The following is a 25,170-nucleotide window of genomic DNA, read 5'->3' as shown; positions in this document are numbered from 1 at the left end:
CGCTCGATCCCCCTTCGCCCCGGTGGATCGTGTACGGCTGGGAAGAGAGACCGGGCCGCCCGTGGTGGGACGGGCGACCCGGGATCTCGGGTGGTCGTCAGGCGACGACGGTGGCCGACTGCTCGGCGAGCGCCTTGATCTGGTCCGGGCGGTAGCCGGACCAGTGCTGCCCGTCGGCCACGACGACCGGGGCCTGCAGGTGGCCGAGCGACATGACGTAGTCGCGGGCGTCCGCGTCCTCGGTGATGTCCACGACCTCGTACGGCAGACCGGCCTTGTCCAGGGCGCGGTAGGTCGCGTTGCACTGGACGCACGACGGCTTGCTGTAGACGGTGATGGTCATCGCGTTCTCCCCGAATGTCTGCGGTGCTTGTTCTGTGTGCTCCGCACCCGTGGGTGTGGCCGGCACTGCTGTGGTCTCACGTGTCGCCTGCACTGGTCTTCCTCGGCGGTTCCGGCGGTCCCACCTGGTGTGTCGTGGGGTGCTGCCGGTCCCCGCGGGCCTTGTGCCGGGCGACGAGTTGGAACACTACACCTAGTGGTGGGTGGCGCCACCGACCACAAGGGTTGGTGTTACACCCATGTCGTTCCCCCGTCCCCATGTCATCCACAGGCTATCCCCGGGCACTGACACGCACTCCCTCTGAAACACCAGGCAGGGGCCGGTTCATCCACAGGGTGACGCCGGTCTGGGGACAAGCTGCGCACACCCCCCGGGTGCCGCGCACGTCACTCGAACGACGGCGTGTCGCGGCGGCCCCGGCGTGTCGCACCGCCCGAGTCGTCACCTGCCCGCAACGCACCGCGCCGCCGGCCGAAACATGTACACGCTTCTGTATACGGCCATGAGCACAGAGCCCGTCCCCCAGGCGTCCCCGGCGCCGGGCGGCCCGCCGGAACCCTCCCGGCGCGACCGCGTCTACCTCGCGCTCCGCGACGAGCTGATGAGCGGTGGCGTCTCCCCGTACGAGCGGCTGACCGAGGAGCGGCTGGCCGAGCGGCTGGGGGTCTCGCGCACCCCGGTGCGGGAGGCGCTGGCCCGGCTGCAGGCGGACGGGATCGTGATCAAGCGGGACGGCGGGCTGCACCTGTACGTGCCGAGCTTCCGTGAGCTGACCGACCTGTACGAGCTGCGGATCGCCCTGGAGCTGCGCGGGCTGACCCGGGTGCTGGAGGACCCGACCCTGCACCACGACCGGCCGCGCCTGGAGGCGGAGCTGGCGCGGTGGTACGGGTTCCGCGATCACCGGCCGGCACCGGACGCCGGGTTCGTCGGCCACGACGAGCAGTTCCACACCACGCTGCTGGACGCCTCCGGCAATCCGTCCCTGACCGAGGCGCTCGCGCAGGCGAACCGCCGGATCCGGTCGGTGCGGATGTACGACTACCTGACCGAGGACCGGATGACCGCCACCATCACCGAACACATCGCCATCGCCGACCTGGTGGTCCGCGGCCGGATCGCCCCCGCGCTGGACGCCCTGCGCGACCACGTCGGCGCCTCCCGCGAGGTGGTCATGCAGCGGGCGGCCACCGCGCTGGAGATGACCCGGCTGATGGCCGCCGAGGTCCGGCGGTGACCGCGCTGGACCGGGTGGCCCGGGCGTTCGACGCGCTGGCGGCCGCGGGGCGACCGGAGGTGTGGACCCTGGTCCGGCCGCGTGCCGAGGTGGAGGCCGACGCCCGGGCGGTGGACCGGCGGGTCGCCGGCGGTGCGACGTTGCCGCTGGCCGGGACGGTGCTGGCGGTGAAGGACAACATCGACGTCGCCGGGCTGCCGACCACCGCCGCGCACCCGGCCCGCCGGGACCCGGCCGCACGCTCGGCCACCGTGGTCGAGCTGCTGCGGGCCGCCGGGGCGGTGGTGCTGGGCAAGACCAACCTGGACCAGTTCGCCACCGGCCTGACCGGCAGCCGCAGCCCGTACGGCGCGGTGGCGAGCGCGGTCGACCCGGAGCGGGTGTCCGGCGGCTCGTCCTCCGGGTCGGCGGCGGCGGTGGCGCTGGGGATCGTGGACCTCGCCCTGGCCACCGACACCGCCGGGTCGGGCCGGGTGCCGGCCGCCTTCAACCGGATCGTCGGGATCAAGCCGACGCTCGGTCTGGTGCCCAAGGACGGGGTGGTCCCGGCCTGCGCCTCCTACGACTGCGTCACCGTGCTGGCCGGCGACCTGGCCCTGGCCCGCCGGGCGCTGGCGGTGATGATCGCCGCGAGCGCCGCCGACCCGTCCTCCCGCAGCTGGCCCGCCGACGTGCGGCTGGCCGCCCCGCCGGCCCCGGTGGTCGCCGTGCCCCGGCCCGCCGACCTGGCGGTGGTGCACCCGGCGGTCCGGGATGCCGTCGCCCGGGCGGTGCAGACCCTGGCCCGTCGCGGGGTCACGCTCCGGGAGATCGACCTGACCGCCTTCCTCGCCGCGGCCCGGCTGCTCTACGACGGCGGGCTGGTCGCCGAGCGCTACGCCGCCTACGGCCCCTACCTGGCCGACCACCCCGAGGGCGCCGACCCGACGGTGGCCCGGATCGCCGCCGCCGCGGGCACGGTGACCGCCGCGCAGTACCTGCACGACCGGGACCAGGTGGCCCGGCTGCGCTCGACCGCGCTGGCCGAGCTGGACGGCTGCGACGCCCTGGTGCTGCCCACCGCGCCGGAACACCCGACCCTGGCGGAGGTGGCGGCCGATCCGGTCGGCACCAACGCGCGGCTCGGGGTGTTCACCAACTTCGTCAACCTGTTCGACCTGTGCGGGGTGGCGGTGCCGCTGGGCCCGACCGGGCACGGCGAGGCCGGACTGTCGGTGCTGGCCCGCGCCTTCGACGACCAGGTCGCGCTGGACCTGGCGGCACTGCTGACCGAGGACGAGCGCCCGGCGGACGCCCCGGTGGCCGAGCCGGTGGTGCCGACCGGGGTGCCGGTGCTGGTGTTCGGCGCGCACCTGCGCGGCCAGCCGCTGCACCACGACCTCACCCGGCTCGGCGCCCGCTGGGTCGGCCCGGTCGGCACCGCACCGGACTACCGGATGCTGGCTCTCGCCGGCCGGCCGCTGGTCTACGCGGTGGCTCCCGGCACCGGCGGCGAGCTGGCCGGTGAGGAGTGGCTGCTCACCCCGCACGCCCTCGGGCAAATCCTGCTGTCCATCCCGGCGCCGCTCGGCCTCGGCCGGGTCCGGACCAGCGACGGCCGGGAGCTGATCGGCTTCCTCGGCCAGCCCGGCGCCGTCCCCCCGCCCGACCACCCCGGCGGGCCGATCGATGTCACCCACCTTGGCGGCTGGCGAACCGCAATCGCCGCCGGGGCCGTCCCCGCCTGAACCCCGTTCCTCCCCTCCCCCTGACAGACCCCCTGACAGAGAAGAGAACCCCCGTGCGCCTGATCCGCCCCCTGGCCGCCCTCTCGGCCGCCCTGGTCGTCACCCTGACCGCGTGCAGCCCCGACTCCGCCGGAGCCACCGACGACGCGGACGGCACCACCGTCGTCACGGTCGGCACGCTCAAGGGCCAGCCCCACCTGTACGCCCCGTTCCTCTACTCGGACCTGGCGCCGGAGGGCGTCGAGTTCGAGGTGGTCCAGTTCGACACCTCCCCCGACATCAAGAACGCCGTGGTCAGCGGGAACATCGACTTCGGGGTGGCCGGCATCCCGTCGGCGATCTCCGGCGCCGCGGCCGGCCAGGACGTGGTGGTGGTCGCCGCGGCGGCGGACGGCGGCTCCGGCATCATCGGCCGGGAGGGGCTGGACGGCATCGAGTCGCTGGCCGGGCAGACGGTCGGCTACCCGCAGGGCTCCTCGCAGGAGATCCTGCTGCGGCTGACCCTGGAGCAGGCCGGGCTGGACGCCGACAGCGACGTCGAGCTGGTGAATCTGCCGTTCTCCGACATGGCGAGCGCGCTGGACGCCGGGCGGATCGACGCCTTCGCCAGTGCCGAACTCGGGCCGTCCACCGCGTTGCAGGCCGGCGCGGTCCAGGTCGCCTCGCCCTACGACACCCCGGTCGGCCGGGTGAACATCGGGCTGTACACCACCGGGGAGCTGATCGAGCAGAACCCGGAGCTGGTGCAGCAGGTGGTGGACACGCACATCCAGGCCACCGAGCAGATGGCCGCCGACCCGCAGGCCTGGGCGGACGGCGTGGTCGAGGAGTTCGGCATCGACCAGGCGGTGGTCGAGACCGCGGTGCAGAACATCTGGCCCCGGTGGGAGATCGACCAGGAGTACACCGCCCAGGTCGCCGCGCTGATCGAGCAGATGGCCGGCCTGCAGCAGATCGACGGCGAGGTGGACGTGGACACCCTGATCGACCCGCAGTTCGTCGAGGCCACCCCGTGACCCGTCGGCACCCCGGCCTGACCACCCTGCTGCTCGCCCTGCCGGTCCCGGCGCTGATCCTGGTGCTGTGGACCCTCGGGGTGCAGCAGGCGTGGGAACTGCCGTTCGGGATCCGGATGGGCTTCCTGCCCACCCCACTGGAGGTCGGCCGCCGGCTGATCGACCTGGCCGGGGGCGGGCTGATGGACGACGCGTTCAGCGGCACGCTGCTCGCCCACCTGTGGGCCTCCACCCAGCGGGTGCTGGCCGGGTTCGGGCTGGCCGTGCTGTGCGCGGTGCCGCTCGGGGTGGTGATGGGCCGGTTCTCGCTCGCGTTCCGGCTGCTCGACCCGACGGTGAACCTGGCCCGGCCGATCCCGGTGACCGCCTGGGCGCCGCTGACCCTGCTGATCATCGGCTACGGCGACGGGTCGGCGATCTTCCTGGTGTTCCTGGCGGCGTTCTTCCCGGTGCTGCTCAACACCATCGCCGGGGTCCGGCAGGTGCCGGTGCGCCTGCTGGAGGCCGCCGCGATGCTCGGCACCCCGCCGGCGCAGGTGCTCTACAAGGTGGTGCTCCCGGCGTCGATGCGGTCGATCGCCAGCGGGCTGCGGGTGGCACTCGGCCTGGCCTGGGTGATCCTCGTGGTCGGCGAGACCGTCGGGATCAGCACCGGGCTGGGCGCCATGATCACCCAGGCCCGCGACCAGTCCCGGACCGACCTGATCGTCGCCGGGATGATCGTGATCGGGCTGTGCGGATTCGTCGCCGACCGCCTGCTGAGCGGGGCACTCATCCTCGTCACCCGTCGCCGACCCACCCTGACCTGAGAGGAGCCGTCATGCCCCGCATCGGCCCCGTCCGTCCCCGCCGGCCGGCCGACGTCACCGTCACCGGCCTCGGCAAGCAGTACCCGACCCGCACCGGCGCCCCGGTGGCCGCGATGGCCGGCGTGGATCTGACCATTCCCGCCGGGGAGTTCGTCTGCGTGGTCGGTGCGTCCGGCTGCGGCAAGAGCACGCTGCTGCGCATCCTGGCCGGGTTCGAGCCCGCGACCTCCGGCACGGTGGAGGTCGCCGGTCTGCCGGTGGACGGCCCGGACCCGGAACGCGGCGTGGTCTTCCAGGACTACGGGCTGTTCCCGTGGCTGTCGGTCCGGGAGAACATCGCCTACGGCCCGCGCCAGGCCCGGTTGCAGCGGGACGTGGTGCGCGAGCGGACCGACCGGTTCCTCACCGCGGTCGGCCTGACCCGGTTCGCCGACCGGTACCCGAGCGAGCTCTCCGGCGGGATGCAGCAGCGGGTCGCCATCGCCCGAGTGCTGGCGAACGACCCGTCTCTGCTGCTGATGGACGAGCCCTTCGGCGCCCTGGATGCGCTCACCCGGTCCTCGTTGCAGGGCGAGCTGTCCCGGATCCACCGCGAGACCGGCACCACGGTCGTGTTCATCACGCACTCGATCGAGGAGGCGGTGTTCCTGGCCGACCGGGTGGTGGTGATGGCCGGCGGCGCGGCGCACGGGGTGCCCGGGCACGTCCGCGAGCAGGTGCCGATCGACCTCGGGCCGGAGCGGGACGTCACCTCGGCGGAGTTCAACGCGCTCAAGCGCCGGATCGCCGCCCTCGTGCACGAGGAGGTCGTGCCCGCCTGAACGACGCGTGCCTGACCGCCTGACGCCGCACCGAGAGTGCACGAATGCACGCCTCCCGGATCGGGAAGCGTGCATTCGTGCACTCTCGGCGGTGAGCCGGTCAGGACGTGGCGTGACCGGTGGCCAGTGCCGGGTCGGCGGAGAGGACGACGGTCGCGCCCCCGGCCTCGACGGCCTGCAGGGTGCGCAGGGCGAGCAGGGCCGGGTGGTCGGCCATCAGCCGGGCCGCGTTGGCCATCGCCCGGGTGGCGGCCACCTCGGACCGGGCCCGCTCCAGCGCCGCCAGGCCCTCGGCCCGGGCGGAGGCCAGCGCGGCGGCCGCCCGGCGCAGCTCGGCCGGGACGATCACGTCGCGCAGGGCCACCGCGTCCAGGGCGGCACCGACCGCGGCGGCCTGGTCCTGCACCGCCAGGCGGACCCGCTCCGGCAGCCCGGCCCGGTCGGCGAGCAGCGCGTCCAGGGTGAGCGCGGCCACCTCCTCACGCAGCGCGATCTGCACCGCGGAGTAGACGAACGCGGCCGGCCCGTCCACCGCCTCGTGCCAGAGCCGCGGGTCGGCGGTCCGCACGGTGAGCACCAGGGACAGCTTCACCGACAGGCCGTCACCGGTGAGCACCTCCTGCACCGGCATCGCCATCAGCCGCGGCCGGACCGGCACCCAGACCGGCACCGTGTGACGGCGCGACCGGCGGTGACGACCGGGCCCGAGGGTCTCCTGGTGGATCCCGTCCCGGTAGATCAGCACGTTCTCCCATGCCTGCACCACGATCCGCATCGCTCGACCCTCCTCCCGTGCCGTCGCGCCGGCCGACGGTCGACCGGTCGCCACTGCCCCGGCCTGGGCTCGGAGGGCCGGTGCCCGGTCCGGCGGGCAGCGGGGGACGTCGGGCCGGAGCCCGGGTCGCAGACCGGTGACCGCCGCGGTGACCGGGCACCGGCCGACGGGAGTCGAACCCGCATTCGCCGGAGCCTTCCACAGAGGCAGGGTCATCGCCCGATGCGCAGGACCCGCGACGGCGACGCCGCCCGGCTGCCTGGAGCCGATGACGAGCAGGAACGTTAGGGGCATCCCCGCGCCGGGCGCACCCGAATTTCAGCGGCCGGTGGGCCGCCAGAGCACGATCGCCCGCTCCGGGCGCTCCGAGGCGTCGGCGGTCCGCTCGGGCATCGCGCGCCGGCGACGGCTGCGGCCGATCGCCACCACGTCGCCGGAGGGGTGCGCGGTGAAGATCCGCCGGCCGGGCTCGGCCAGCCCGCGCAGGTAGTCCACCTGGGCGGACAGCCGCTCGACCTCGGCCTCCAGGTCCAGGATCCGCTTGATCCCGGCCAGGTTGATGCCCTCCTCCTGGGAGAGCCGCTGCACCTCGCGCAGGGTGGCGATGTCGCGCAGCGAGTACCGGCGGCCGCGGCCACGGGTGCGGGCCGGGGACACCAGGCCCAGCCGGTCGTACTGCCGGAGGGTCTGCGGGTGCATCCCCGCGAGTTCGGCGGCGACCGAGATCACGTAGACCTGGGCGCTGTCCGCAGGCATCTGGTTCACCGTCCTTCGACACGTCGGGCCGCGGGGCACCGGTGGCGGTGCCCCGCGGCGGGGATCACTTCCCGGCCTGGGCGATCAGCTCGGCTCGGGGGTCGGTGCCCTCGGTGGCGGCACGGAAGGCCTCGACGGCCTCCTTCGCGGCGCCGTCCAGCCGTTGCGGCACGACCACCTGGGTGGTGACCAGCAGGTCGCCGGTGCCACTCGACGTGGTGATGCCCTTGCCCTTGACCCGCAGCGTGCGGCCCGAGGGCGTGCCGGCGGGGATCTTCATGGTCACGGTGCTGCCGTCCAGGGTGGGCACCTGGACCTTCGCGCCGAGGGCGGCCTCGTCGAAGGTCACCGGCAGGGTCACCCGCAGGTTGTTGCCGTCCAGGGTGAACACCGGGTGCGGGGCGACCTTGACCGTGACCTCCAGGTCACCGGCCGGTCCACCACCCTCGCCCGGACGCCCCTTGCCGCGCAGCCGAATCTTCTGCCCGTCCCGCACCCCCGCCGGGATCCGGGCCTTCACGGTCCGGCCCTCGACGCCCAGGGTCACGGTGGAGCCCTCCACCGCCTGGCGGAACGGCAGCGTGGTCACCGCGGACAGGTCGACGCCCCGGCGGCTGCGGGTCTGGCCGAAGCCACCGCCGCCCCCGCCGAACATGCCGCCGAGGATGTCCTCGAAGCCGGCCCCGCCCCCACCGGTGCTGAACCGGACCCGCGACCCGCCACCCGGCTGGCCGCCGGCACCGAACATGCCGCCGAACAGGTCCTCGAACCCGGCGCCGCCGGTCCCGCCACCCGGGCCACCGGCCTGGAACCGGGCGCCGCCGGCCATCGCGCGCAGCTGGTCGTACTGCTGGCGCTGCTCGGGGTCGGAGAGCACCGCATAGGCCTCGCCGACCTCCTTGAACTTCGCCTCGGCCTGCGCATCCCCGGGGTTGTGATCCGGGTGCATGGTCCGGGCGAGCTTGCGGTAGGCCTTCTTGATCGTGGCCGCGTCCGCGTCCTTGGAGACGCCGAGCACGGCGTAGAAATCCTTCTCCAACCAGTCCTGTCCGCTCATGACGCCTCCTTCCGTGTCGGGTACGGCCCGGTCGCCGGGACCGCCGCGTGCGCGACGGGCCCCGGCGACCGGGTGCGAGCGGGTGTGATCACTCCGGGTCGACCACGGCCACCCGGGCGGCGCGGATGATCCGCTCGCCCATCCGGTAACCGGGCTGCAGCACCTGCTGCACGGTCGTCTCGGTGACATCCGCGGCGTGCCCGTGCATCAGCGCCTCGTGCACGGTCGGGTCGAAGGTCTCCCCGGCGGTGCCGTAACGCTCGATGCCGAACCGGCCCAGCGTGCTCTCCAGCTTCTCCGCGATCGACGCGAACGGGCCGGTGAGGTCGCCGTGCTGGCGGGCCAGCTCGATGTCGTCCAGGACGCTGATCAGCGCCTCGGCGACCGCCGCGACCCCGGAGTCCCGGGCCGCCGCGTTGTCCGCCTTGGACCGCTTCACGAACGCCGAGTACTGCTGCTCGAGGTTGTAGTAGTCGGCGTTGCGGCGCTGGAGCTCGTCCAGCCGCTCGGCCGCCAGCTTCTCCGCCTCGACCAGGCCCTCCAGGACCACGGTCTCCTCTGCCGCACCGGCGACCGCCTCGGCCTCGGCGAGCACCTGCTCCTCGGCGCTGGGCTCGCGCACCTCGCCGGTCTCCGGGTCGATGCGGCGCTTGTCCGTGAAGCGAGGGGTCTCCTCGGGGTTCTCCTCGGTCACTTCTTGTCACCCTCGTCGTCGACGATCTCGGCGTCCACCACGTCGTCGTCCGCACCGGAGGCCGGGGCCTCGTCGGCGGCCGGCTGCTGCGCGGCGTCGGCCTGGTTCTGGGCGTACAGCGCCTCACCGATCTTCTGACTGGCGGCGACCAGGGCGGACTGCTTGGCGGTGACCTCGGCCAGGTCCTCGCCCTCCAGCGCCTTCTTCAGGTCGTCGACGGCCGTGCGGACCTCGGTCTTGACGTCGTCGGACAGCTTGTCGTCGTTGTCGGTGAGCAGCTTCTCGGTGGAGTACACCAGCTGCTCGGCGGAGTTGCGGGTCTCCGCCTCCTCACGGCGCTTCTTGTCCTCGGCGGCGTGTGCCTCGGCCTCCTTGACCATCCGGTCGATCTCGTCCTTCGGCAGGCCGGAACCACCGGAGATGGTCATCGACTGCTCCTTGCCGGTGCCACGGTCCTTGGCGGACACGTGCACGATGCCGTTCGCGTCGATGTCGAAGGTGACCTCGATCTGCGGCATGCCACGGGGGGCCGGGGCGATGCCGGTCAGCTCGAAGGTGCCCAGCGGCTTGTTGTCCCGGGCGAACTCGCGCTCACCCTGGAACACCTGGATCAGCACCGAGGGCTGGTTGTCCTCCGCGGTGGAGAAGATCTCGCTGCGCTTGGTCGGGATCGCGGTGTTGCGCTCGATCAGCTTGGTCATCACGCCACCCTTGGTCTCGATGCCCAGGGACAGCGGGGTGACGTCGATCAGGAGCACGTCCTTGCGGTCGCCCTTGATCACACCGGCCTGCAGCGCGGCACCGACGGCCACGACCTCGTCCGGGTTGACGCCCTTGTTCGGCTCCTTGCCACCGGTCAGCTCGCGCACGACCTCGGTGACGGCGGGCATCCGGGTCGAGCCACCGACCAGCACGACGTGGTCGATGTCCGACAGCTTGATGCCGGCGTCCCGGATCACCGCGTTGAACGGCGCCTTGGTCCGCTCGAGCAGGTCCTTGGTCATCTCCTGGAACTGGGCCCGGGTGAGCTTCTCGTCCAGGTGGATCGGGCCGTTCTCGCTCATCGAGAGGTACTGCAGGCTGATGTTGGTGCTGGTCGCGGACGACAGCTCCTTCTTGGCCTGCTCGGCGGCCTCACGCAGCCGCTGCAGCGCGATCTTGTCCTTGGACAGGTCGACGCCGGTCGAGTTCTTCACCTGCGAGACCAGCCACTCGACGATCCGGTTGTCCCAGTCGTCGCCGCCGAGGCGGTTGTCACCGGAGGTCGCACGCACCTCGATGGTGGAGAAGTCGTCGTCCTTGCCCACCTCGAGCAGGGACACGTCGAAGGTGCCGCCACCCAGGTCGAAGACCAGGATGAGCTCGTCCTCCTTGCCCTTCTCCAGGCCGTAGGCCAGCGCGGCGGCGGTCGGCTCGTTCACGATCCGCAGCACGTTCAGGCCGGCGATCTGGCCGGCGTCCTTGGTGGCCTGGCGCTCGGCGTCGTTGAAGTACGCCGGGACCGTGATCACCGCGTCGGTGACCGGCTCGCCCAGGTACTCCTCGGCGTCGCGCTTCAGCTTGCCCAGCACCCGGGCGCTGATCTCCTGCGGGGTGTACTTCTTGCCGTCGATCTCCTCGGTGGTCCAGTCGGTGCCCATGTGGCGCTTGACCGAGGTGATCGTCCGGTCGACGTTGGTGACCGCCTGGCGCTTGGCGACCTCGCCGACCAGCACCTCGCCGGTCTTGGAGAACGCCACCACCGACGGGGTGGTCCGGGAACCCTCGGCGTTCGCGATGACGGTGGGCTCGCCACCCTCGAGGACCGCGACCACGGAGTTGGTGGTACCGAGGTCGATGCCGACTGCACGTGCCATGTCTGATGCCTTCCTTCGTCCTGCTGTTCAGGTCTGGGTCGTCGTCACGGGGACGACTTGAGTCGTCTGCGCTCAAGTCTGCGCCGGTCGGCTGCGGCTGGCAACTCGGGGGCGGTGAACTTGAGTCTGACTGGCTCAACTCTGGAGAACGAGGGATTGTTCCCGGAGGGCCCTGCCCCAGGCAGGAAGCGGTGTCAGCGGGAGGCGTCGGAGGGTGACGGCGACACCAGCGTGGTCGCCGCCCACGACGCGAGCAGCGCGAGGCCGTCGGCCGAGGGCGTGGCGGGGGCGGCGGTGTACACGTTGAGCTGCAGACCGGGGTCGGCGGGCAGCATGAGCGCCTCGTAGTCGAGCTCGAGGACGCCGACCGCCGGATGGTGGAAGACCTTCGTGCCGGAGCGGTGATAGCGCACGTCGTGCGAGGCCCACAGCCGGCGGAAGTCCTCGCTGCGGGTGGACAGCTCACCGACGAGGTCGGTCAGGCGCTTGTCGTAGGGGTTGCGCCCGGCCTCGACCCGCAGGATCGCGACCGCGTCGTGGGCCATCCGGTCCGCCTTCGCGCCCCAGAACTCACGTGCGGCACCCGGGTCGAGGAACTGGAACCGGGCGGTGTTGACCGGCCTGCCCGGGACGTGGGTCGGTGAGTCGTACAGCGGCGCATACAGCGCCCGGCCGAGCAGATTCGCGTGCAGCACGTCCAGGCGCCCGTTGCGCACGAATGCCGGTGCGTCCAGGGCGTCGACCACCCGCTGGACCGCGGGTCGCAGCACGGCGGTGGGGGCGCGGCGGGCGCGCGAGCGGGCCGCGCCGGAGGCATTGGCGGCACGGGCCAGGTCGAGCAGGTGACCGCGCTCGGCCTCGTCGAGCTGCAGCGCCTCGGCCAACGACTCCAGGACCTCCTCGGAGACGCCGGCGAGGTTCCCGCGCTCCATCCGGGTGTAGTAGTCGATGCTGACCCCGGCGAGCATCGCGACCTCCTCCCGGCGCAACCCCGGCACGCGGCGGTTGCCGCCATAGGCGGCCAGGTTGGCGCGCTCGGGGGTGATGCGGGCACGCCGAGTGGTGAGGAACTCCCGGGTCTCGGCTCTCAGGTCCATGTTCCGACGGTACGTCCCGGCGGGTCCGACCAGGGAGGGACTGGCATGACCGGGCCCGGCGAGCGGGGTAACACCAGACCCTCCCGGCCCGCTCGATCCACTCCTAGCGTGACAGGCATGACGATGATCCCGACCCTCACCCTGAACAACGGTGTCACCATGCCGGCCCTGGGCTTCGGGGTGTTCCAGACCCCGCCCGACGAGACGGCCGCGGCGGTTCGCGCCGCCCTGGAGGTCGGCTACCGGCACATCGACACCGCTGCCGCCTACGGCAACGAGCGCGGGGTCGGGCAGGCGCTGGCGCAGTCCGGGCTGGCCCGTGACGACGTGTTCGTCGAGACGAAGGTCTGGGTGTCCGACTACGGGTACGACCAGACGCTGCATGCCTTCGACAAGTCGGCCCGCAAGCTCGGTCTCGACCAGCTCGACCTGCTGATCCTGCACCAGCCCGCGCCGGACCGGTTCGATCTGACCGTCGGCGCGTACCGGGCGTTGGAGAAGCTGCTGGCCGACGGTGCCGTCCGGGCGATCGGTGTCAGCAACTTCATGCCGCACCACCTGGACACCCTGCTCGGCCAGGTCGAGGTCGTGCCCGCGGTCAACCAGGTCGAGCTGCACCCGTACTTCACCCAACCCACCGTGCAGGCGGCGGACGCGCAGCACGGCGTGCTCACGCAGGCGTGGTCGCCGATCGGCGGGATCACGTTCTACCCCGGCTGGGGCGACGACACCCGCCGCAGCACGCTCGACGACCCGACGATCGCCGGGATCGCCGCCGCGCACGGCCGGACCGCGGCCCAGGTGATGTTGCGGTGGCACCTCCAGCAGGGCAGGTCCGCGATCCCGAAGTCGGTCACCCCGGCGCGCATCGCGGAGAACTTCGACGTGGTGTCGTTCGACCTGACGGCCGACGAGCTGGCCGCGATCGACGCCCTGGACACCGGCGTGCGCGGCGGGCCCGACCCCGACGTCCCGCGGCCGGAGTTCTTCGCTCGGGCGATCCCCGAGGCGTGAGGCCGTCCTGGGATTGATGCAGACTCGGTGATCCCGGCCGGTGTGGACCTCAGACCAGGTCCACCCGGTCCGCCTGCGGCCCACGGTCGCTCTGCCGCACCTGGTACCGCACCCGGTCGCCCTCGTACAGCGGCTCCCCGTCGCGGACCACCGACACGTGCACGAACAGGTCCGGCCCGCCGTCGTCGGGGGTGATGAAGCCGAAGCCGCGGTCGGCATCGAAGCGCGCCACGACGCCCTGGCCGCCGCGGGTGGGGCGGTCCGATCCACCCCGGCCCGACCCACCCCGGTCGGATCCGCCCCGGCCACCGCGGGCCCGGCCGCCGACCAGCCGGACGCCCTGGGCCTGCACGCCCCGGTCGCCCTCCGCGGTGCGGTAGCTGACCCGGTCGCCCTCGGCGAGCTCGGCGAGGTCGCCGGACAGCGCGCGTGCGTGCACGAAGACGTCCTGCTCGCCGGAGTCCGGGGTGATGAAGCCGAAGCCCTTGCCGGCGTCGTACCAGTTCACGGTGCCGTCGGCGCCGTCGTTCCGGGGGGCCGTTGCGGGCCCGGCGCCGATGGCGAGCGGCAGCACGTGGTCGGCCTGCGGGCCCTTCTCGCCCTCGACCACCAGGAACGCGACCGGCTGGCCGTCGGTGAGCACGCCGCCGCCGACGATGGCCGAGCTGTGCACGAAGATCTCGCCCTGGCCGTCGTCGCGGGTGAGAAAGCCGTAGCCCTTGGCCGGCTCGTACCAGTTGACGGTGCCGAGCACGCCGAGGGTGGCGTCCGCAGCGACGTCGCCGGTGACCCGGACCCGGCGGGCCTGCGGGCCGCGGTCGCCCTCGCCGACTTCGAACTCGACGGCCTGGCCCTCGCGCAGCACCGTCGTGCCGTCCTGGCCGACGATCTCCGAGGCGTGGACGAACAGGTCGTCCGTCTCGTCGGCGGGGGCGATGAAGCCGAAGCCTCGCTCGGTGTCGAACCAGCGGACGGTTCCCTGCTGCACGGTGGTGCTCCTTGGTGGTGGTGGCGGGTTGCTGGGATCCAGTGTCCCCCGGATCGCCCCGGCGATGTCGCGCTCGTCCTAGGCTCTCTGGATGGAACAGACGCCCCTGCTGGCACTGCGCACCGGCCGCATCGAGGGCTGGAAGTACACGCATCATGTGGTCGACCTGGGGACGCTGCGGCTGCCGAGCGGCCGGCTCGAGGCGTCCGACCCGTTCGTGGCACTGGGCGAGGGGATGGTGGTCCGGGTCCCGCCCGGCGAGTACCCGGTCCGGGTCACGGTCGTCGATGTGAGCGACGCCCAGGACGGCAGCCATCTCCGCGAGGCCTGGCTCAGCGTCATCCTGGCCGACGGTGAGCCCGCCACCACCCCACGGCTGACCCCGGACGGGGTGACCCCCGAACCGGGGCTGGTCTACGGGGTCGGCGTGGATGCCGGGACGGTGGCCTTCGCCGACCAGGAGGCGGTGGGGCGGTGCATGCCGCCGCCCATGACCTGGTACGACGAGGTGTACGACACCGGGCGGCCCGACTCCTGGTTCGCCCTGATGGACTCGGCCGAGCACCTCGGGCCGGGCCTCGCCAACATCACGATGCCGCACGCGACGGCCGGCGAGAACGTGGTGCTCAGCCACTCGGGGTGGGGGGACGGGTTCTTCCCCGTGGTCGGCGGCTACGACACCGACGGACGCCTGCTGTCGGTGCACATCGACCTGCTGGTCGAGGACCCCGAGGACGACCGCCCGTCAGCCTGAGCCCGGGGGGCGGCGGTCAGCAGATCCGCGGCAGCTGCTCCCCCATCGGCCGGGACACCACCCGCCCCGCGCCCAGCGGCGAGCGGGCGACCAGGATGCCGGGGTGCTGGTCGGTGACTGTCCCGATCACGGCGGCCTGCGCCCCGAGCGGGTGGGCGCGCAGTGCCGCGAGCGCCGCGTCGGCGTGCTCGCCGGGGACGATCGCGACCAGCTTGCCCTCGTTGGCCACGTGCATCGGGTCCAGGCCGAGGAAGCCGCAGGCGGCGGCGACCGCCTCGGGCACCGGGAGCGCGGACTCCTCGACCTCGATGCCGGCCCCGGCCACCTCGGCGATCTCGGACAGCGATCCGGCGACGCCGCCCCGGGTGGGGTCGCGCAGCACGTGCACGTCCGGGACGGCGGCGAGCAGGTCGGCGACCAGGCCGTGCAGGGGTGCGGTGTCGGAGGTCAGGGTGGTGCCGAACTCGATGCCCTCGCGCAGCGACATGATCGCGACGCCGTGTTCGCCGATCAGGCCGGAGACCAGCACCACGTCGCCCGGGGTGGCGCGGTCCGGGCGGATGTCGACGCCGTCCGGGACCAGGCCGACGCCGGCGGTGTTGATGAACAGCTGGTCGGCCTTGCCGCGGTCGACGACCTTGGTGTCGCCGGTGACGATCCGGACCCCGGCGGCCCGGGCGGCATCCCCGAGCGCCTGGGCGACCCGGCCCAGAGTGGCGGTCTCCAGGCCCTCCTCCAGGATGAACGCCGCGGACAGCGCGAGCGGTTGGGCGCCGGACATCGCCAGGTCGTTGACGGTGCCGTTCACCGCCAGGTCGCCGATGCAGCCACCGGGGAAGAACAGTGGCGAGACCACGTAGGAGTCGGTGGTGAAGGCCAGCCGACCGCCGCAGGGCAGGCCGAGCACCGCGGAGTCACGCATCTCGGCGTTGGTCTCGTCGCCGAGGGCCGGCAGGAACAGGTGCTCGATCAGTTCGCCGGACAGCACGCCGCCACCGCCGTGGCCGAGCACGATCCGGTCGGTGTGGCGCAGCGGCACGGGGCAGGACCAGCCCTCGACGTCGAGCGGGGCGATGGGCAGATCGGTCACGGGGTCACCTTCACGGGGAGGTCGAGGCGGCGGAACTCGTAGTAGGCGGCACACGCTCCCTCGGCGGAGACCATGGTGGCGCCGAGCGGGGTGCGGGGGGTGCACAGGGTGCCGAAGGACGGGCACTCGAAGGGTTTGATCAGGCCCTGCAGCACCTCTCCGGAGTGGCACTCCTCCGGTTCGGCGGTGTGCACGTCGTCCACGTCGAACCGGATCGAGGCGTCGAACTCGCGCCAGGCCGGGGACAGCTGCCAGCCGGAGGCCGGGATCATGCCGATCCCCCGCCACTGCCGGTCGCAGACCTCGAACACGTCGGCCAGCACGTTCTGGGCGACCGGGTTGCCGCCGGGGTCGACCGCCCGCGGGTAGGCGTTGCGCAGCGCGGGGGTGCCCGCCTCCAGCAGCGCGACGGTCTGCCGGATGCCCTCCAGCAGGTCCAGCGGCTCGAAGCCGGTGACCACGATCGGCACGCCGTACTCCTCGACCAGGGGCCCGTACTCGCTGGTGCCCATCACGGTGCACACGTGCCCGGCGGCCAGGAAGCCCTGCACGCGGGTGACCGGGGAGTCCATCACGGTGCGGATCGCCGGTGGCACCCGCACGTGCGAGGCGAGCATGGAGAAGTTGGTCAGGCCGCGCCGCCGGGCGGTGACCACGGCCATCGCATTCGCCGGGGCGGTGGTCTCGAAGCCGACCCCGAAGAACACCACCTGCTTGTCCGGGTTGTCCGCGGCGATCGCGACCGCGTCCAACGGGGAGTAGACGATCCGCACGTCGCCGCCGGCCGCCTTCACCGAGAACAGGTCCCGCCCGGTGCCGGGCACCCGGATCATGTCGCCGAAGGAGGTGAAGATGACGTCCGGCCGGGAGGCGATCTCCAGCGCCCGGTCGATCATCTCCAGCGGGGTGACGCAGACCGGGCAGCCGGGGCCGTGGATGAACTCGACCGCATCGGCGAGCAGGGTGTCGATGCCGTTGCGGATGATCGAGTGGGTCTGGCCACCGCAGACCTCCATCAGGGTCCAGCGCCGGGTGGCCAGCGCCAGGATGTCGTCGATCATCCGCTTGGCGACCACCGGGTCCTTGAACTCGTCCAGGTACTTCATCGCGATCCTCCCTCGCCCGCACCGGCCGGTGGCAGCACGATGCCGAGTTCGGCCTCCAGCATCCCGAGCTCGCGGAATGCCGCCAGCGAGGCCAGCGCGGACTCCTCGTCCAGCCGGGTCAGCGCGAAGCCGGCGTGCACGATCGTGTAGTCGCCGACCCGCAGGTCCGGCAGGTACTCCAGGCACACGTGGGTCGAGGCGCCACCGAAGTCGACATCGGCCATCAGGGCGCCGTGGTCGTCCCAGATGCGTTCGACCCGGCCGGGGATGCCGAGGCACATGGCTGTTGCTCCTTCATCGATTCCGCCGCGGCGAGCACGGCCTGTCCGAGGCTGAGACCCCCGTCGTTGCAGGGGACGAGGTGATGGCGCAGGACCCGGAAGCCGTGCGCCGCAAGCTGTGCGCCGGCCAGGCGCAGCAGCACGGTGTTGGCGAAGACGCCGCCGGTGAGCCCGACCGTGCCGACCCCGGTGCGGTCGCGCTCGGCCACCGCCCGGTCGGTGATCGCGGTGGCCAGCCACTGGTGGAAGCCGAGGGCCAGGGCGGCGCGGCCGGTGCCGGTGCGCAGGCCGGCGACCAGGGCGGTGAGCATCGCGGCCGGATCGAGCAGGGCGCGCCGGGTGTCCAGGGACAGGTCACCCGGGACGTCGGTCCAGCCACCCGCGGTCGCCACCGCAGGGTCGCCGGCCCAGGTCGCCGGGTCGGTGTCCTGGGCCGCGAGCGCACCGCCCAGCGCGCCGAGTGCCAGGTGTTCCAGCTCGATCGCCGCCTGGCCCTCGTAGCTGATCCGTTGCCGGACCCCGAGCAGGGCGGCGACCGCGTCGAACAGCCGCCCGGCCGACGTGGTGGTGGTCGCCGCCAGGCCCCGGTCCAGGGCGGTGGCCAGCAGCCGCCGGTCGGCCTGCGCGCTGCCCGCGACCGGCGGCAGGTCCTCGGCCCAGTCGATCCCGGCGCGGCGCAGGTGCGCCAGGGCGAGCCGCCACGGTTCCCGGACCGCCCGGTCGCCGCCGATCATCGTCACCGGTGCCAGGCCTGCCACCCGGGTCAGCGCGGCCTGCCCCCGGTCGAGCAGGTCGCCGCCGGTGGCCAGCCACTCCCCGCCCCAGGCGGTGCCGTCGTCGCCGTAGCCGGTGCCGTCGAAGCACACGATCAGGGCGGGTTCGGCCAGCAGGTCGTGCTCGGCGAGCAGGGCGGCGGCGTGCGCCCGGTGGTGCTGCACCTCGATCAGCGGCACGTCGGCGAACCGCTGGGCCCAGGCGCGGGTCTGGTACGCCGGGTGGGCGTCGGCGGCCCAGCGCTCGGGGCGGATCCGGTACAGCGCGAGCAGGTGGGCGGCGGTGGCGGCCAGGGTCTGCTGCGACTCCCAGCCGGCCATGTCGCCCAGGTGCTGGGAGCACACCGCCTGGTCGCCGTCCAGCACGCACACGGTGTTCTTCAGCTCGGCGCCGACCGCGAAGGTGGCGGGCAGGTCACGCTCCGGGTCCAGCTGCACCGGCAGCGGGGCGTACCCGCGCGAGCGCCGCACCGGCGAGGGCCGGCCGTCCACCACCCGGAACACCGAGTCGTCGCAGGGCGTGACGATCGGGCGGTCGTGGCCCAGCACCAGGTCCGCCAGGCCGAGCAGCAGCGGGACGTCGTCGGTGTGGCACAGCGGCTCATCGGTCAGGTTGGCACTGGTCATCACCAGCACGTCGCCGACCGGCAGCCCGGACGGTCCCGGGCTGAGCAGCAGGTGGTGCAGCGGGGTGTAGGCCAGCAGCACGCCCAGGTCGGGGGCGCCGGGGGCCACCCGGTCGGACACCGGGGCGTCCGGGCGGCGCGGGGCCAGCACGATCGGCCGGGCGGGCGCGGTGAGCAGGTCGGTGGCCGGGTCGTCCAGGTGCACCAGGCGGCGGGCGGCAGCCAGGTCGGCGGCCATCAGGGCGAAGGGCTTGTCCGGCCGGTGCTTGCGGGCGCGCAGGCGATCGACCGGCGCGGCGTCCGGGCGGCAGGCCAGGTGGTAGCCGCCGAGCCCTTTGACCGCGACCGTGCCGCCGTCGGCCAGCACCCGTTGCGCCCGGGCCAGCGCGGGTTCGTCGCCGTCGACCCGGCCGTCGGCATCCTCGGCCCACAGCCGCGGGCCACAGGCGGGGCAGGCGACCGGCTGGGCGTGGAACCGCCGGTCGGCCGGGTCGTGGTACTCGCGCTCGCAGTCCGGGCAGAGCGGGAAGCCCGCCATCGAGGTCAGCGGCCGGTCGTAGGGCAGGCCGGTCACGATGGTGAACCGGGGGCCGCAGGCGGTGCAGGTGATCAGCGGGTGCCGGTAGCGCCGGTCGCCGGGGTCGTGCAGTTCGCGTAGGCAGTCCGCGCAGACCGCGGTGTCGGCCGGGACCGTGGTGTGCCGGTCCTGGTCGTGCAGCGAGGCCAGGATGGTGAAGCCGGTCAGGTCCGGGTCCTCCGGCAGCGGGGCGGCGGTGAGGCTGCGCACCTGGGCCGCGGCCGGGGCATCGTCCCGGATCCGGCGGGCCAGCTCGTCCAGCACCGCAGCGGTCCCCTGGGCGTGCACGATCACCCCGGCCGCGGTGTTCGCCACCGTGCCGGCCACCCCGAGCTCCCGGGCCAGGCGGTACACATGCGGACGGAAACCCACCCCCTGCACCACCCCGGTGATCCACAGCCGACGACGCACCACCGCCTCAGTCCTCTCCCGGCGGCAGCAGCCCGAGCTCGGCGAAGGCGGCCAGCGACTCCGCGGCGGCCTGCGGGTCCAGCAGCTCGACGGCGAAGCCGGTGCGCACCAGCACGTGGTCCCCGACGACGGCCTCCGGGGTGTACGCCAGGCAGCACTGCTCGGTGCGGCCGGCGACCTCGATCCGGGCCATCGGCAGCGGGCCCGGGATGATCTCCGCGATCCGGGCCGGGATGGTCAGGCACATGGCACGGTCTCCACCCGCAGGCCCATCGACCCCGGCGGGGCGTCGGTGCACGGCAGGCACGGGTCGGCCTCCCGCACCGCGTCCTCCAGGTCGGTCTCCGCGGCGGCGGCGTGCCGGAGCAGGTCGGCCAGCCAGGGTTCGTTCTGGGCGGTGGGGGTCAGGATGCTGGTCGCGGTGACGATCCCGGCGGCGTCCGCGGCGTACCGGTGCACCAGCAGGCCGCGCGGGCTGTCCACCCAGCCGACCCCGACCCCGGCCGCGGGCTGCGGGTCCGGCGCGGGGAGCTGGAGCGGGCCGGTGGTGAGCTGGTCCAGATCCAGCAGGGCGGCGATCCGCTCCACGGCGTGCACGGTGATGACCGCCCGGGCGGGTCCGGCACCGGCGGTCCAGCGGTGCTGGAATCCGGCGGCGACCGGGGTGTCGAGCGGGCCGATCCGGAGCTGGGCGACCGGGCCGACCCGGTAGCCGCCGTCCCCCGGTCCGAGATCGACCAGGTAGGGCCGCGGCGCGATCGCCCCGGGGTCGGACTCGGCGACCACCCGGTCCCAGTCGGTGGGTGCGGCGCCCGCGACCAGCACCGTGCCGTCCGCGGCGACCGCGCGCAGGTGCTCGCCGAGCAGGTCCGGCCGGCCCTCGGCATCCACCAGGGCCAGGTCGGCACCGGTGAACCGGTCCGGGCCGGGGCGGTGACCGGTCAGCATCCGCTCGGTGACGGTCGACGCGGCCGCGAGCGCGGCGGGCACCGCGGCGACCAGGGCGTCCCGGGCGGCCGGGTCGACGGCGTCGGCCACCCCACCGGGGACGGCGGTCACCGGGAAGTGCCCGGGCGATCCCGCGGCGTCGGCCACCTGGCGGGCGAACCGGGCCAGCAGCGCACCGGCCCCCGGGTCGACCGTGCCCAGCCGAGGGGCGTGCGCGCCGATCGCCGCGCCGTGGTGCAGCAGCGAGCGGACCGCCCGGGCGGTGCCGGTCAGCGGGCCGGTGCCGGACAGGCACTCCAGGGCGCGGACCCCGGCCAGGTGGTGGGCGGCCGGGCAGATCCCGCACAGCCGCTCGATCAGGGCGGGCAGCCCGGCGACCGGGCGGCCGACCAGCAGTGCGTCCATCCGGGGCATCCCGCTCAGGTCGAACCGGGCGGAGCGGACCCGGCCCCGGTCGTCCCGCTGCAGCACCACCCGGGCCTCGAAGGCGTCCACGATCTCGTCCAGCACCCAGCGGCTCATCGGCGTGCCACCATGACCGGATGCACGAACTCGGGCTGCTGCGGTCGGTGGTGACCGCCGTCGAGCGGGCGGCGAGCGACGCCGGGGCCACCGTCGTGGAGGCGGTCGGCCTGCGGGTGGGCACGCTCAGCGGTGCGGTACCGGAGGCGCTGGCCGGGGCGTGGCCGATCGCCACCGCGGGCAGTGTGCTGGCCGGTGCCCGGCTGGAGGTCGAGGAGGTGCCGGCCGCGGTGTGGTGCCCGGGTTGTGCCGCCGAGCAACCGGTCGACCGGTTCTACGCGCTGACCTGCCCGGTGTGCGGCACCCCGGCCGGTGACCTGGTGCACGGCCGGGAGTTCGCGGTCGCCTGGGCGGACCTGGGCGACGCCCCCGGTCACGGCTGACCCACCGCGGCGGGCAGTTCGGCCAGCCACTCGTCCAGCACCGACACCGACGCACGTACCGCCGCCGGGACCGCCGCCCGTACCTGCGGGGTCAGGCCCAGCCCGAGCTCGACCGACGCCGGGACGATGCCCACCACCTCGATCGTGGCGGGGGTGCGGCCGAGCAGCCGGGCGGCGGACAGCACGTCCAGCAGGCCGACCTGGTGCGGGGACAGCGTGCCGGCCAGCAGCCGGGGCAGATGATCGCCGGACAACCGGACCGCCACCCCCGGCCGGGGCCCGGCGACCGCGTCCAGCAGCAGCAACCGCTCGGCCTCCTGCACCACCGGGACCAGTTCCATCCCACCGGTGCCGCCGTCGAGGTACCGGACCCGCGGGTCGGGGCGGGCGGCGGACACCGCGGCCAGCAGCTCCAGGCCGGTGCCGTCGTCGGTCATGATCGGGTTGCCGATGCCCAGCACGGTCACCGGGGCCGGCCCGGGTTCGCGCTCATCCACCGCGGTGCCGGGGCGGCGGCGACCGCCCGGCAGCACCAGCCCCGGTCCGGCGGTGAGGTCGTCCGCGGTCACTCGACCTCCGGGGCGTCCACCGGCTTCGACCCGCGGCGCAGCCACACGCCGCCGTTCATCATCGCGGACACGCCGCCGTGCCGTTCCAGCGAGTCGGCGCGCACCGCCAGGTAGACGTGCACGATCACGAACGCCCACAGCCCGAACATCACCATGGTGTGCAGCAGCCGGATCGGCGGGATGCCGAACCAGTGGATCGGGGTGCCGATCAGCTCCCAGAACGGGTTGCCCGGGTAGGCCAGCGAGTACAGCACCAGGCCGGTGCCGATCTGCAGCCCGCCGATCACGTAGAGCATGGTGTAGGTCAGCTGCTGCAACGGGTTGTGCGCCAGGTACAGCGGCGCCTCCTTGGAGATCAGCGCGTAGTGCCCGATCACCTGCCGCAGGTGCCGCAGATCCGCGCGCGACTTCAACGGCCACAGCGTCGGCCAGCGCAGGTAGCGGTCCCGGGAGGTGAAGGCCGACACGATCCGGGTCGCGCCGACCAGCACCCAGGCGAACCCGGCGGTGAAGTGGATCAGCCGGACCCAGCCCATCAGGTAACCGGTGTCCTGCCCGGCGGCCGCACTGGGCCCGAAGAACGGATCCATCATGTAGTAGCCGGTGCAGGACAGGATGAAGATCAGCGCCACGTTGATCCAGTGCTGCCAGCGCAGCGAGGCCGACCACAGGCTGATCCGGACCCAGGAGCCGTCCTCGGTGTCGTCCTCCTCGGTGTGCGGGTGCACCGCGTGCACGGCGACGAAGCCCTGCAACCGGTAGTCGCCGATCGTGCCGTCCGCGGCGATCGGGGCGGCGGCGATCACCAGCGGCCGGGACCCGCGCTGGGTGACGTGGTCGGCGTTCTTGCGCAGCAGCCCCCGGGCCTGGCGACCGGCGTGCGAGGCGGCCAGCACCGCGCTGCCCTCGCCGCGCATCACCATCACGTCCCGGGTGCTGCCGTCCGGCAGGTGCAGCCCGCGCAGCCGCAGCACCGCGTACCGGCGCTCCGGGGTGGCCGGGTCGACGTCCTCCGGATCGACCGGGGGCAGCTCGGTCGCCGGGTGGTCCATCCGGACCGCATAGCGGGCGGCGGCGACCACCGGGTCGTTGCTGTCCTCCGGTGCCGCGGCGGCCAGGGCCAGCAGCCGGCCGTGGCTCAGCCCGCCGACCGAGACGATCTCCCCGACCTGGAGCTGGGGCACCGGGGTATCGGTGGTCATGACTCCACGACCTGCAGCTCGTGGCCGTCCGGGTCGAACACGTGCACCGCGCAGGACATGCACGGGTCGAAGGAGTGGATCGTGCGCAGCGGCTCCAACGGCTGATCGGCATCCACCAGCGGGTGGTCGCCGGTGCCGGCCAGCGATTCCTCGTACGGGCCTTGCCGTCCGTCGGCATCCCGGCCACCGGCCAGCCAGGTGGTCGGCACCACCGCCTGGTACCGGGCCACCTTGCCGCCCTCGATGGTGACCCAGTGGCTGAGATTGCCCCGGGCGACCTCGACGAAGGAGTAGCCGCTCGCGCTCTGCGGCCAGCTGGACGGCGCCCACCGGCTGGGGTCGAAGACCTCGGTGTTGCCGCGGGAGATGTTGTCCATCAGGCCGGGGAAGGACACCTCGGCCAGCTTCCGGGCCGAGGTGACCGCCTCCACCGCCCGGGCCAGGGTGCGGCCAGCGGTGCTGTTCAGCTGCTCCAGCCGGATGCCCAGGGTGTCCACCGCCTGGTCGACCAGCTCGACGGTGTGCGGGTGGCCCTGGGCGTAGGCGAGCAGCACCCGGGCGACCGGCCCGACCTGCACCACGTGGCCGTCGTACCGCGGCGCCTTGGACCAGGTGTACTTCGCGTCGTCGGCCACCCACTCGTACGGCGGTTCGGGGCCGGTGTAGTCCGGGGTGGTTTCGCCCTGGTCGGGGGTCAGGCCGACGTCGTCGCCGTCCTGGTAGCTGTACCAGGCCGAGGTGACGTACTCGGTGACCTTGGCCGGGTCGAAGGGGTGCACGGTGGACAGGTCGCCGTCCAGCAGCACCCCCGGGGACACGTCCTCCACCGCACCGGTCCGGGACTCGGCCGGGTCACCGGCGAAGGTCGCCCCGGCCATCCCGACCGCCAGGTAGTTCGGCTGGGCGGCGCCGATGTCGAAGTAGTCCGGGTAGACCGACATGATCGCGGTCGCGTCCGGCAGGTAGCACGCGTTCACGAACTCGGTGGTCTCCGCGATCCAGCCGGCCACCTGGCTGAGCTGGACCTGGTTGATCGTCTCGGACTTGTCCAGGTCGATCGAGCAGGCCATCCCGCCGACCAGGAAGTTCGGGTGCGGGTTCTTGCCGCCGAACACCGTGTTGATCCGGATCATCGACCGCTGGAACTCCAGCGCGTCCAGGTAGTGCGCCACCGCCATCAGGTTCGCCTCGGGCGGCAGCCGGTAGTCCGGGTGGTCCCAGTAGCCGCCGGTGAAGATGGTCAGCTGGCCGGACTCCAGGATGCTGCGCACGGTGTCCCGGACCTGGGTCATCCGCTCGACGGTGTTGCCCTTCCAGGTCGAGCCGATCGACGCGGCGAAGGCGACCGCCGCCTCCGGGTCGGCCTCGGCGGCGGAGGGGACGTTCACCCAGTCCATCGCGTGCAGGTGGTAGAAGTGGATGACGTGGTCCTGGATCTCCTGCGAGGCCAGCACGATGTCCCGGATCTGCCGGGCGGCCTCCGGCGGGCGGGAGCCGATGGCGTTCTCCACCGCGACCACCGAGGCGATGGCGTGCACCGAGGTGCACACGCCGCAGATCCGCTGCACGAACGCCCAGGCGTCCCGGGGGTCGCGGTCCTGGACGATGGTCTCGATGCCACGGAACTGGGTGGTCTCGCTCCACGCCCGGACGATCGCCTCGCCCTCGGTCTCCAGCTCGATCCGCAGGTGGCCCTCGATGCGGGTGATCGGGTCGATGACGACGCGGGTCGACATGG

At 73.4% G+C, this 25,170-nt stretch carries 25 protein-coding genes; 8 read left to right on the top strand and 17 right to left on the bottom strand.

Features of this window, described 5'->3' with window-relative positions:
• Positions 1–97: 97 nt before the first annotated feature.
• Positions 98–343 (bottom strand): glutaredoxin-like protein NrdH, encoded by a 246-nt coding sequence (nrdH, locus tag HGA03_RS12490; RefSeq protein ID WP_168630611.1) that lies wholly within the window; start codon positions 341–343, stop codon positions 98–100.
• Positions 344–845: 502 nt separating this feature from the next.
• On the opposite strand from nrdH, the gene HGA03_RS12485 reads away from it, so the two are divergent.
• The 5 genes from HGA03_RS12485 to HGA03_RS12465 are packed head-to-tail and all read left to right on the top strand — an operon-like array spanning position 846 to position 5,953.
• Positions 846–1,580 carry a GntR family transcriptional regulator gene (locus HGA03_RS12485; RefSeq protein ID WP_168630610.1) on the top strand — a complete coding sequence of 245 codons (735 nt, stop codon included), beginning with the start codon at positions 846–848 and terminating at the stop codon, positions 1,578–1,580.
• Complete coding sequence (gene atzF, locus HGA03_RS12480) at positions 1,577–3,307, top strand: allophanate hydrolase (RefSeq protein ID WP_168630609.1); 1,731 nt, start codon at positions 1,577–1,579, stop codon at positions 3,305–3,307. The genes HGA03_RS12485 and atzF overlap by 4 nt, the downstream gene beginning before the upstream one ends.
• Positions 3,308–3,360: 53 nt before the next feature.
• Positions 3,361–4,323, top strand: a complete 963-nt coding sequence (locus HGA03_RS12475) for an ABC transporter substrate-binding protein (RefSeq protein WP_168630608.1) — start codon at positions 3,361–3,363, stop codon at positions 4,321–4,323.
• Positions 4,320–5,132, top strand: a complete 813-nt coding sequence (locus tag HGA03_RS12470) for an ABC transporter permease (protein ID WP_168630607.1) — start codon at positions 4,320–4,322, stop codon at positions 5,130–5,132. The genes HGA03_RS12475 and HGA03_RS12470 overlap by 4 nt, the downstream gene beginning before the upstream one ends.
• A gap of 11 nt (positions 5,133–5,143) precedes the next feature.
• Complete coding sequence (locus HGA03_RS12465) at positions 5,144–5,953, top strand: ABC transporter ATP-binding protein (protein WP_168630606.1); 810 nt, start codon at positions 5,144–5,146, stop codon at positions 5,951–5,953.
• Between the two features lie 100 nt (positions 5,954–6,053).
• Here HGA03_RS12465 and HGA03_RS12460 read toward each other — a convergent pair whose 3' ends face one another.
• From HGA03_RS12460 to HGA03_RS12435, 6 genes are all read right to left on the bottom strand, one after another.
• A complete protein-coding gene (locus HGA03_RS12460; RefSeq protein ID WP_168630605.1) occupies positions 6,054–6,728 on the bottom strand; it encodes an SPFH domain-containing protein in 675 nt (224 codons plus the stop codon).
• A 318-nt stretch (positions 6,729–7,046) separates the two neighbouring features.
• On the bottom strand, positions 7,047–7,484 hold the full coding sequence (locus HGA03_RS12455) for a heat shock protein transcriptional repressor HspR (RefSeq protein WP_168630604.1): 438 nt from the start codon (positions 7,482–7,484) through the stop codon (positions 7,047–7,049).
• Between the two features lie 64 nt (positions 7,485–7,548).
• Entirely contained in the window at positions 7,549–8,541 is a 993-nt protein-coding gene (locus HGA03_RS12450) for a DnaJ C-terminal domain-containing protein (protein WP_168630603.1), read from the bottom strand.
• An 88-nt stretch (positions 8,542–8,629) separates the two neighbouring features.
• Complete coding sequence (gene grpE / locus HGA03_RS12445) at positions 8,630–9,235, bottom strand: nucleotide exchange factor GrpE (protein WP_168630602.1); 606 nt, start codon at positions 9,233–9,235, stop codon at positions 8,630–8,632.
• Positions 9,232–11,091: a molecular chaperone DnaK gene (dnaK, locus tag HGA03_RS12440; RefSeq protein WP_168630601.1), complete on the bottom strand. Its 1,860-nt coding sequence runs from the start codon at positions 11,089–11,091 to the stop codon at positions 9,232–9,234. Before dnaK ends, grpE begins: the two co-directional genes overlap by 4 nt.
• A 194-nt stretch (positions 11,092–11,285) precedes the next feature.
• Complete coding sequence (locus tag HGA03_RS12435) at positions 11,286–12,188, bottom strand: helix-turn-helix transcriptional regulator (RefSeq protein WP_168630600.1); 903 nt, start codon at positions 12,186–12,188, stop codon at positions 11,286–11,288.
• 123 nt (positions 12,189–12,311) lie between these two features.
• Between HGA03_RS12435 and HGA03_RS12430 the strand changes: the two genes are divergently transcribed.
• Entirely contained in the window at positions 12,312–13,202 is an 891-nt protein-coding gene (locus HGA03_RS12430) for an aldo/keto reductase (RefSeq protein WP_203767357.1), read from the top strand.
• 49 nt (positions 13,203–13,251) lie between these two features.
• Here HGA03_RS12430 and HGA03_RS19395 read toward each other — a convergent pair whose 3' ends face one another.
• Positions 13,252–14,190 (bottom strand): cold-shock protein, encoded by a 939-nt coding sequence (locus HGA03_RS19395; RefSeq protein WP_168630598.1) that lies wholly within the window; start codon positions 14,188–14,190, stop codon positions 13,252–13,254.
• 91 nt (positions 14,191–14,281) lie between these two features.
• Here HGA03_RS19395 and HGA03_RS12420 point away from each other — a divergent pair, with 91 nt between their 5' ends.
• A complete protein-coding gene (locus HGA03_RS12420; protein WP_168630597.1) occupies positions 14,282–14,944 on the top strand; it encodes a DUF4241 domain-containing protein in 663 nt (220 codons plus the stop codon).
• A 16-nt stretch (positions 14,945–14,960) separates the two neighbouring features.
• Here the strand turns inward: HGA03_RS12420 and hypE are convergent, their stop codons facing one another.
• Genes hypE through HGA03_RS12390 form a run of 6 tightly spaced genes read right to left on the bottom strand, consistent with a single transcriptional unit; the run spans position 14,961 to position 21,278 of the window.
• The gene (hypE, locus tag HGA03_RS12415; RefSeq protein WP_168630596.1) at positions 14,961–16,034 is read right to left on the bottom strand and encodes a hydrogenase expression/formation protein HypE; all 1,074 of its coding nucleotides are present in this window, start codon (positions 16,032–16,034) and stop codon (positions 14,961–14,963) included.
• Positions 16,031–17,140 (bottom strand): hydrogenase formation protein HypD, encoded by a 1,110-nt coding sequence (gene hypD, locus HGA03_RS12410; RefSeq protein ID WP_168630595.1) that lies wholly within the window; start codon positions 17,138–17,140, stop codon positions 16,031–16,033. The genes hypE and hypD overlap by 4 nt, the downstream gene beginning before the upstream one ends.
• Positions 17,137–17,421, bottom strand: coding sequence for a HypC/HybG/HupF family hydrogenase formation chaperone (locus HGA03_RS12405; RefSeq protein WP_168630594.1), 285 nt, complete (start codon positions 17,419–17,421; stop codon positions 17,137–17,139). The genes hypD and HGA03_RS12405 overlap by 4 nt, the downstream gene beginning before the upstream one ends.
• Positions 17,364–19,811 (bottom strand): carbamoyltransferase HypF, encoded by a 2,448-nt coding sequence (hypF, locus tag HGA03_RS12400; RefSeq protein ID WP_168630593.1) that lies wholly within the window; start codon positions 19,809–19,811, stop codon positions 17,364–17,366. The genes HGA03_RS12405 and hypF overlap by 58 nt, the downstream gene beginning before the upstream one ends.
• Positions 19,812–19,815: 4 nt before the next feature.
• Positions 19,816–20,055 carry a HypC/HybG/HupF family hydrogenase formation chaperone gene (locus tag HGA03_RS12395; RefSeq protein ID WP_168630592.1) on the bottom strand — a complete coding sequence of 80 codons (240 nt, stop codon included), beginning with the start codon at positions 20,053–20,055 and terminating at the stop codon, positions 19,816–19,818.
• The gene (locus HGA03_RS12390) at positions 20,046–21,278 is read right to left on the bottom strand and encodes a reducing hydrogenase subunit alpha (RefSeq protein WP_168630591.1); all 1,233 of its coding nucleotides are present in this window, start codon (positions 21,276–21,278) and stop codon (positions 20,046–20,048) included. The genes HGA03_RS12395 and HGA03_RS12390 overlap by 10 nt, the downstream gene beginning before the upstream one ends.
• 20 nt (positions 21,279–21,298) lie before the next feature.
• Here HGA03_RS12390 and HGA03_RS12385 point away from each other — a divergent pair, with 20 nt between their 5' ends.
• Positions 21,299–21,661, top strand: coding sequence for a hydrogenase maturation nickel metallochaperone HypA/HybF (locus tag HGA03_RS12385; RefSeq protein ID WP_168630590.1), 363 nt, complete (start codon positions 21,299–21,301; stop codon positions 21,659–21,661).
• Here the strand turns inward: HGA03_RS12385 and HGA03_RS12380 are convergent.
• Genes HGA03_RS12380 through HGA03_RS12370 form a run of 3 tightly spaced genes read right to left on the bottom strand, consistent with a single transcriptional unit; the run spans position 21,652 to position 25,168 of the window.
• Entirely contained in the window at positions 21,652–22,230 is a 579-nt protein-coding gene (locus HGA03_RS12380; RefSeq protein WP_203767339.1) for a hydrogenase maturation protease, read from the bottom strand. The two genes, HGA03_RS12385 and HGA03_RS12380, sit on opposite strands and share 10 nt — an antisense overlap.
• Positions 22,227–23,432 carry a Ni/Fe-hydrogenase, b-type cytochrome subunit gene (gene cybH / locus HGA03_RS12375; protein ID WP_168630589.1) on the bottom strand — a complete coding sequence of 402 codons (1,206 nt, stop codon included), beginning with the start codon at positions 23,430–23,432 and terminating at the stop codon, positions 22,227–22,229. Before cybH ends, HGA03_RS12380 begins: the two co-directional genes overlap by 4 nt.
• Positions 23,429–25,168, bottom strand: a complete 1,740-nt coding sequence (locus HGA03_RS12370) for a nickel-dependent hydrogenase large subunit (RefSeq protein ID WP_168630588.1) — start codon at positions 25,166–25,168, stop codon at positions 23,429–23,431. The genes cybH and HGA03_RS12370 overlap by 4 nt, the downstream gene beginning before the upstream one ends.
• Between the last annotated feature and the right edge of the window lie 2 nt (positions 25,169–25,170).

The sequence above is a fragment of the Cellulomonas denverensis genome, from assembly GCF_012396125.1.
In the GTDB taxonomy this organism is placed as follows: domain Bacteria; phylum Actinomycetota; class Actinomycetes; order Actinomycetales; family Cellulomonadaceae; genus Cellulomonas; species Cellulomonas denverensis.
The sequence above is the reverse complement of the archived record's forward strand: the minus strand, read 5'-3'. Positions and strand labels throughout refer to the sequence as shown.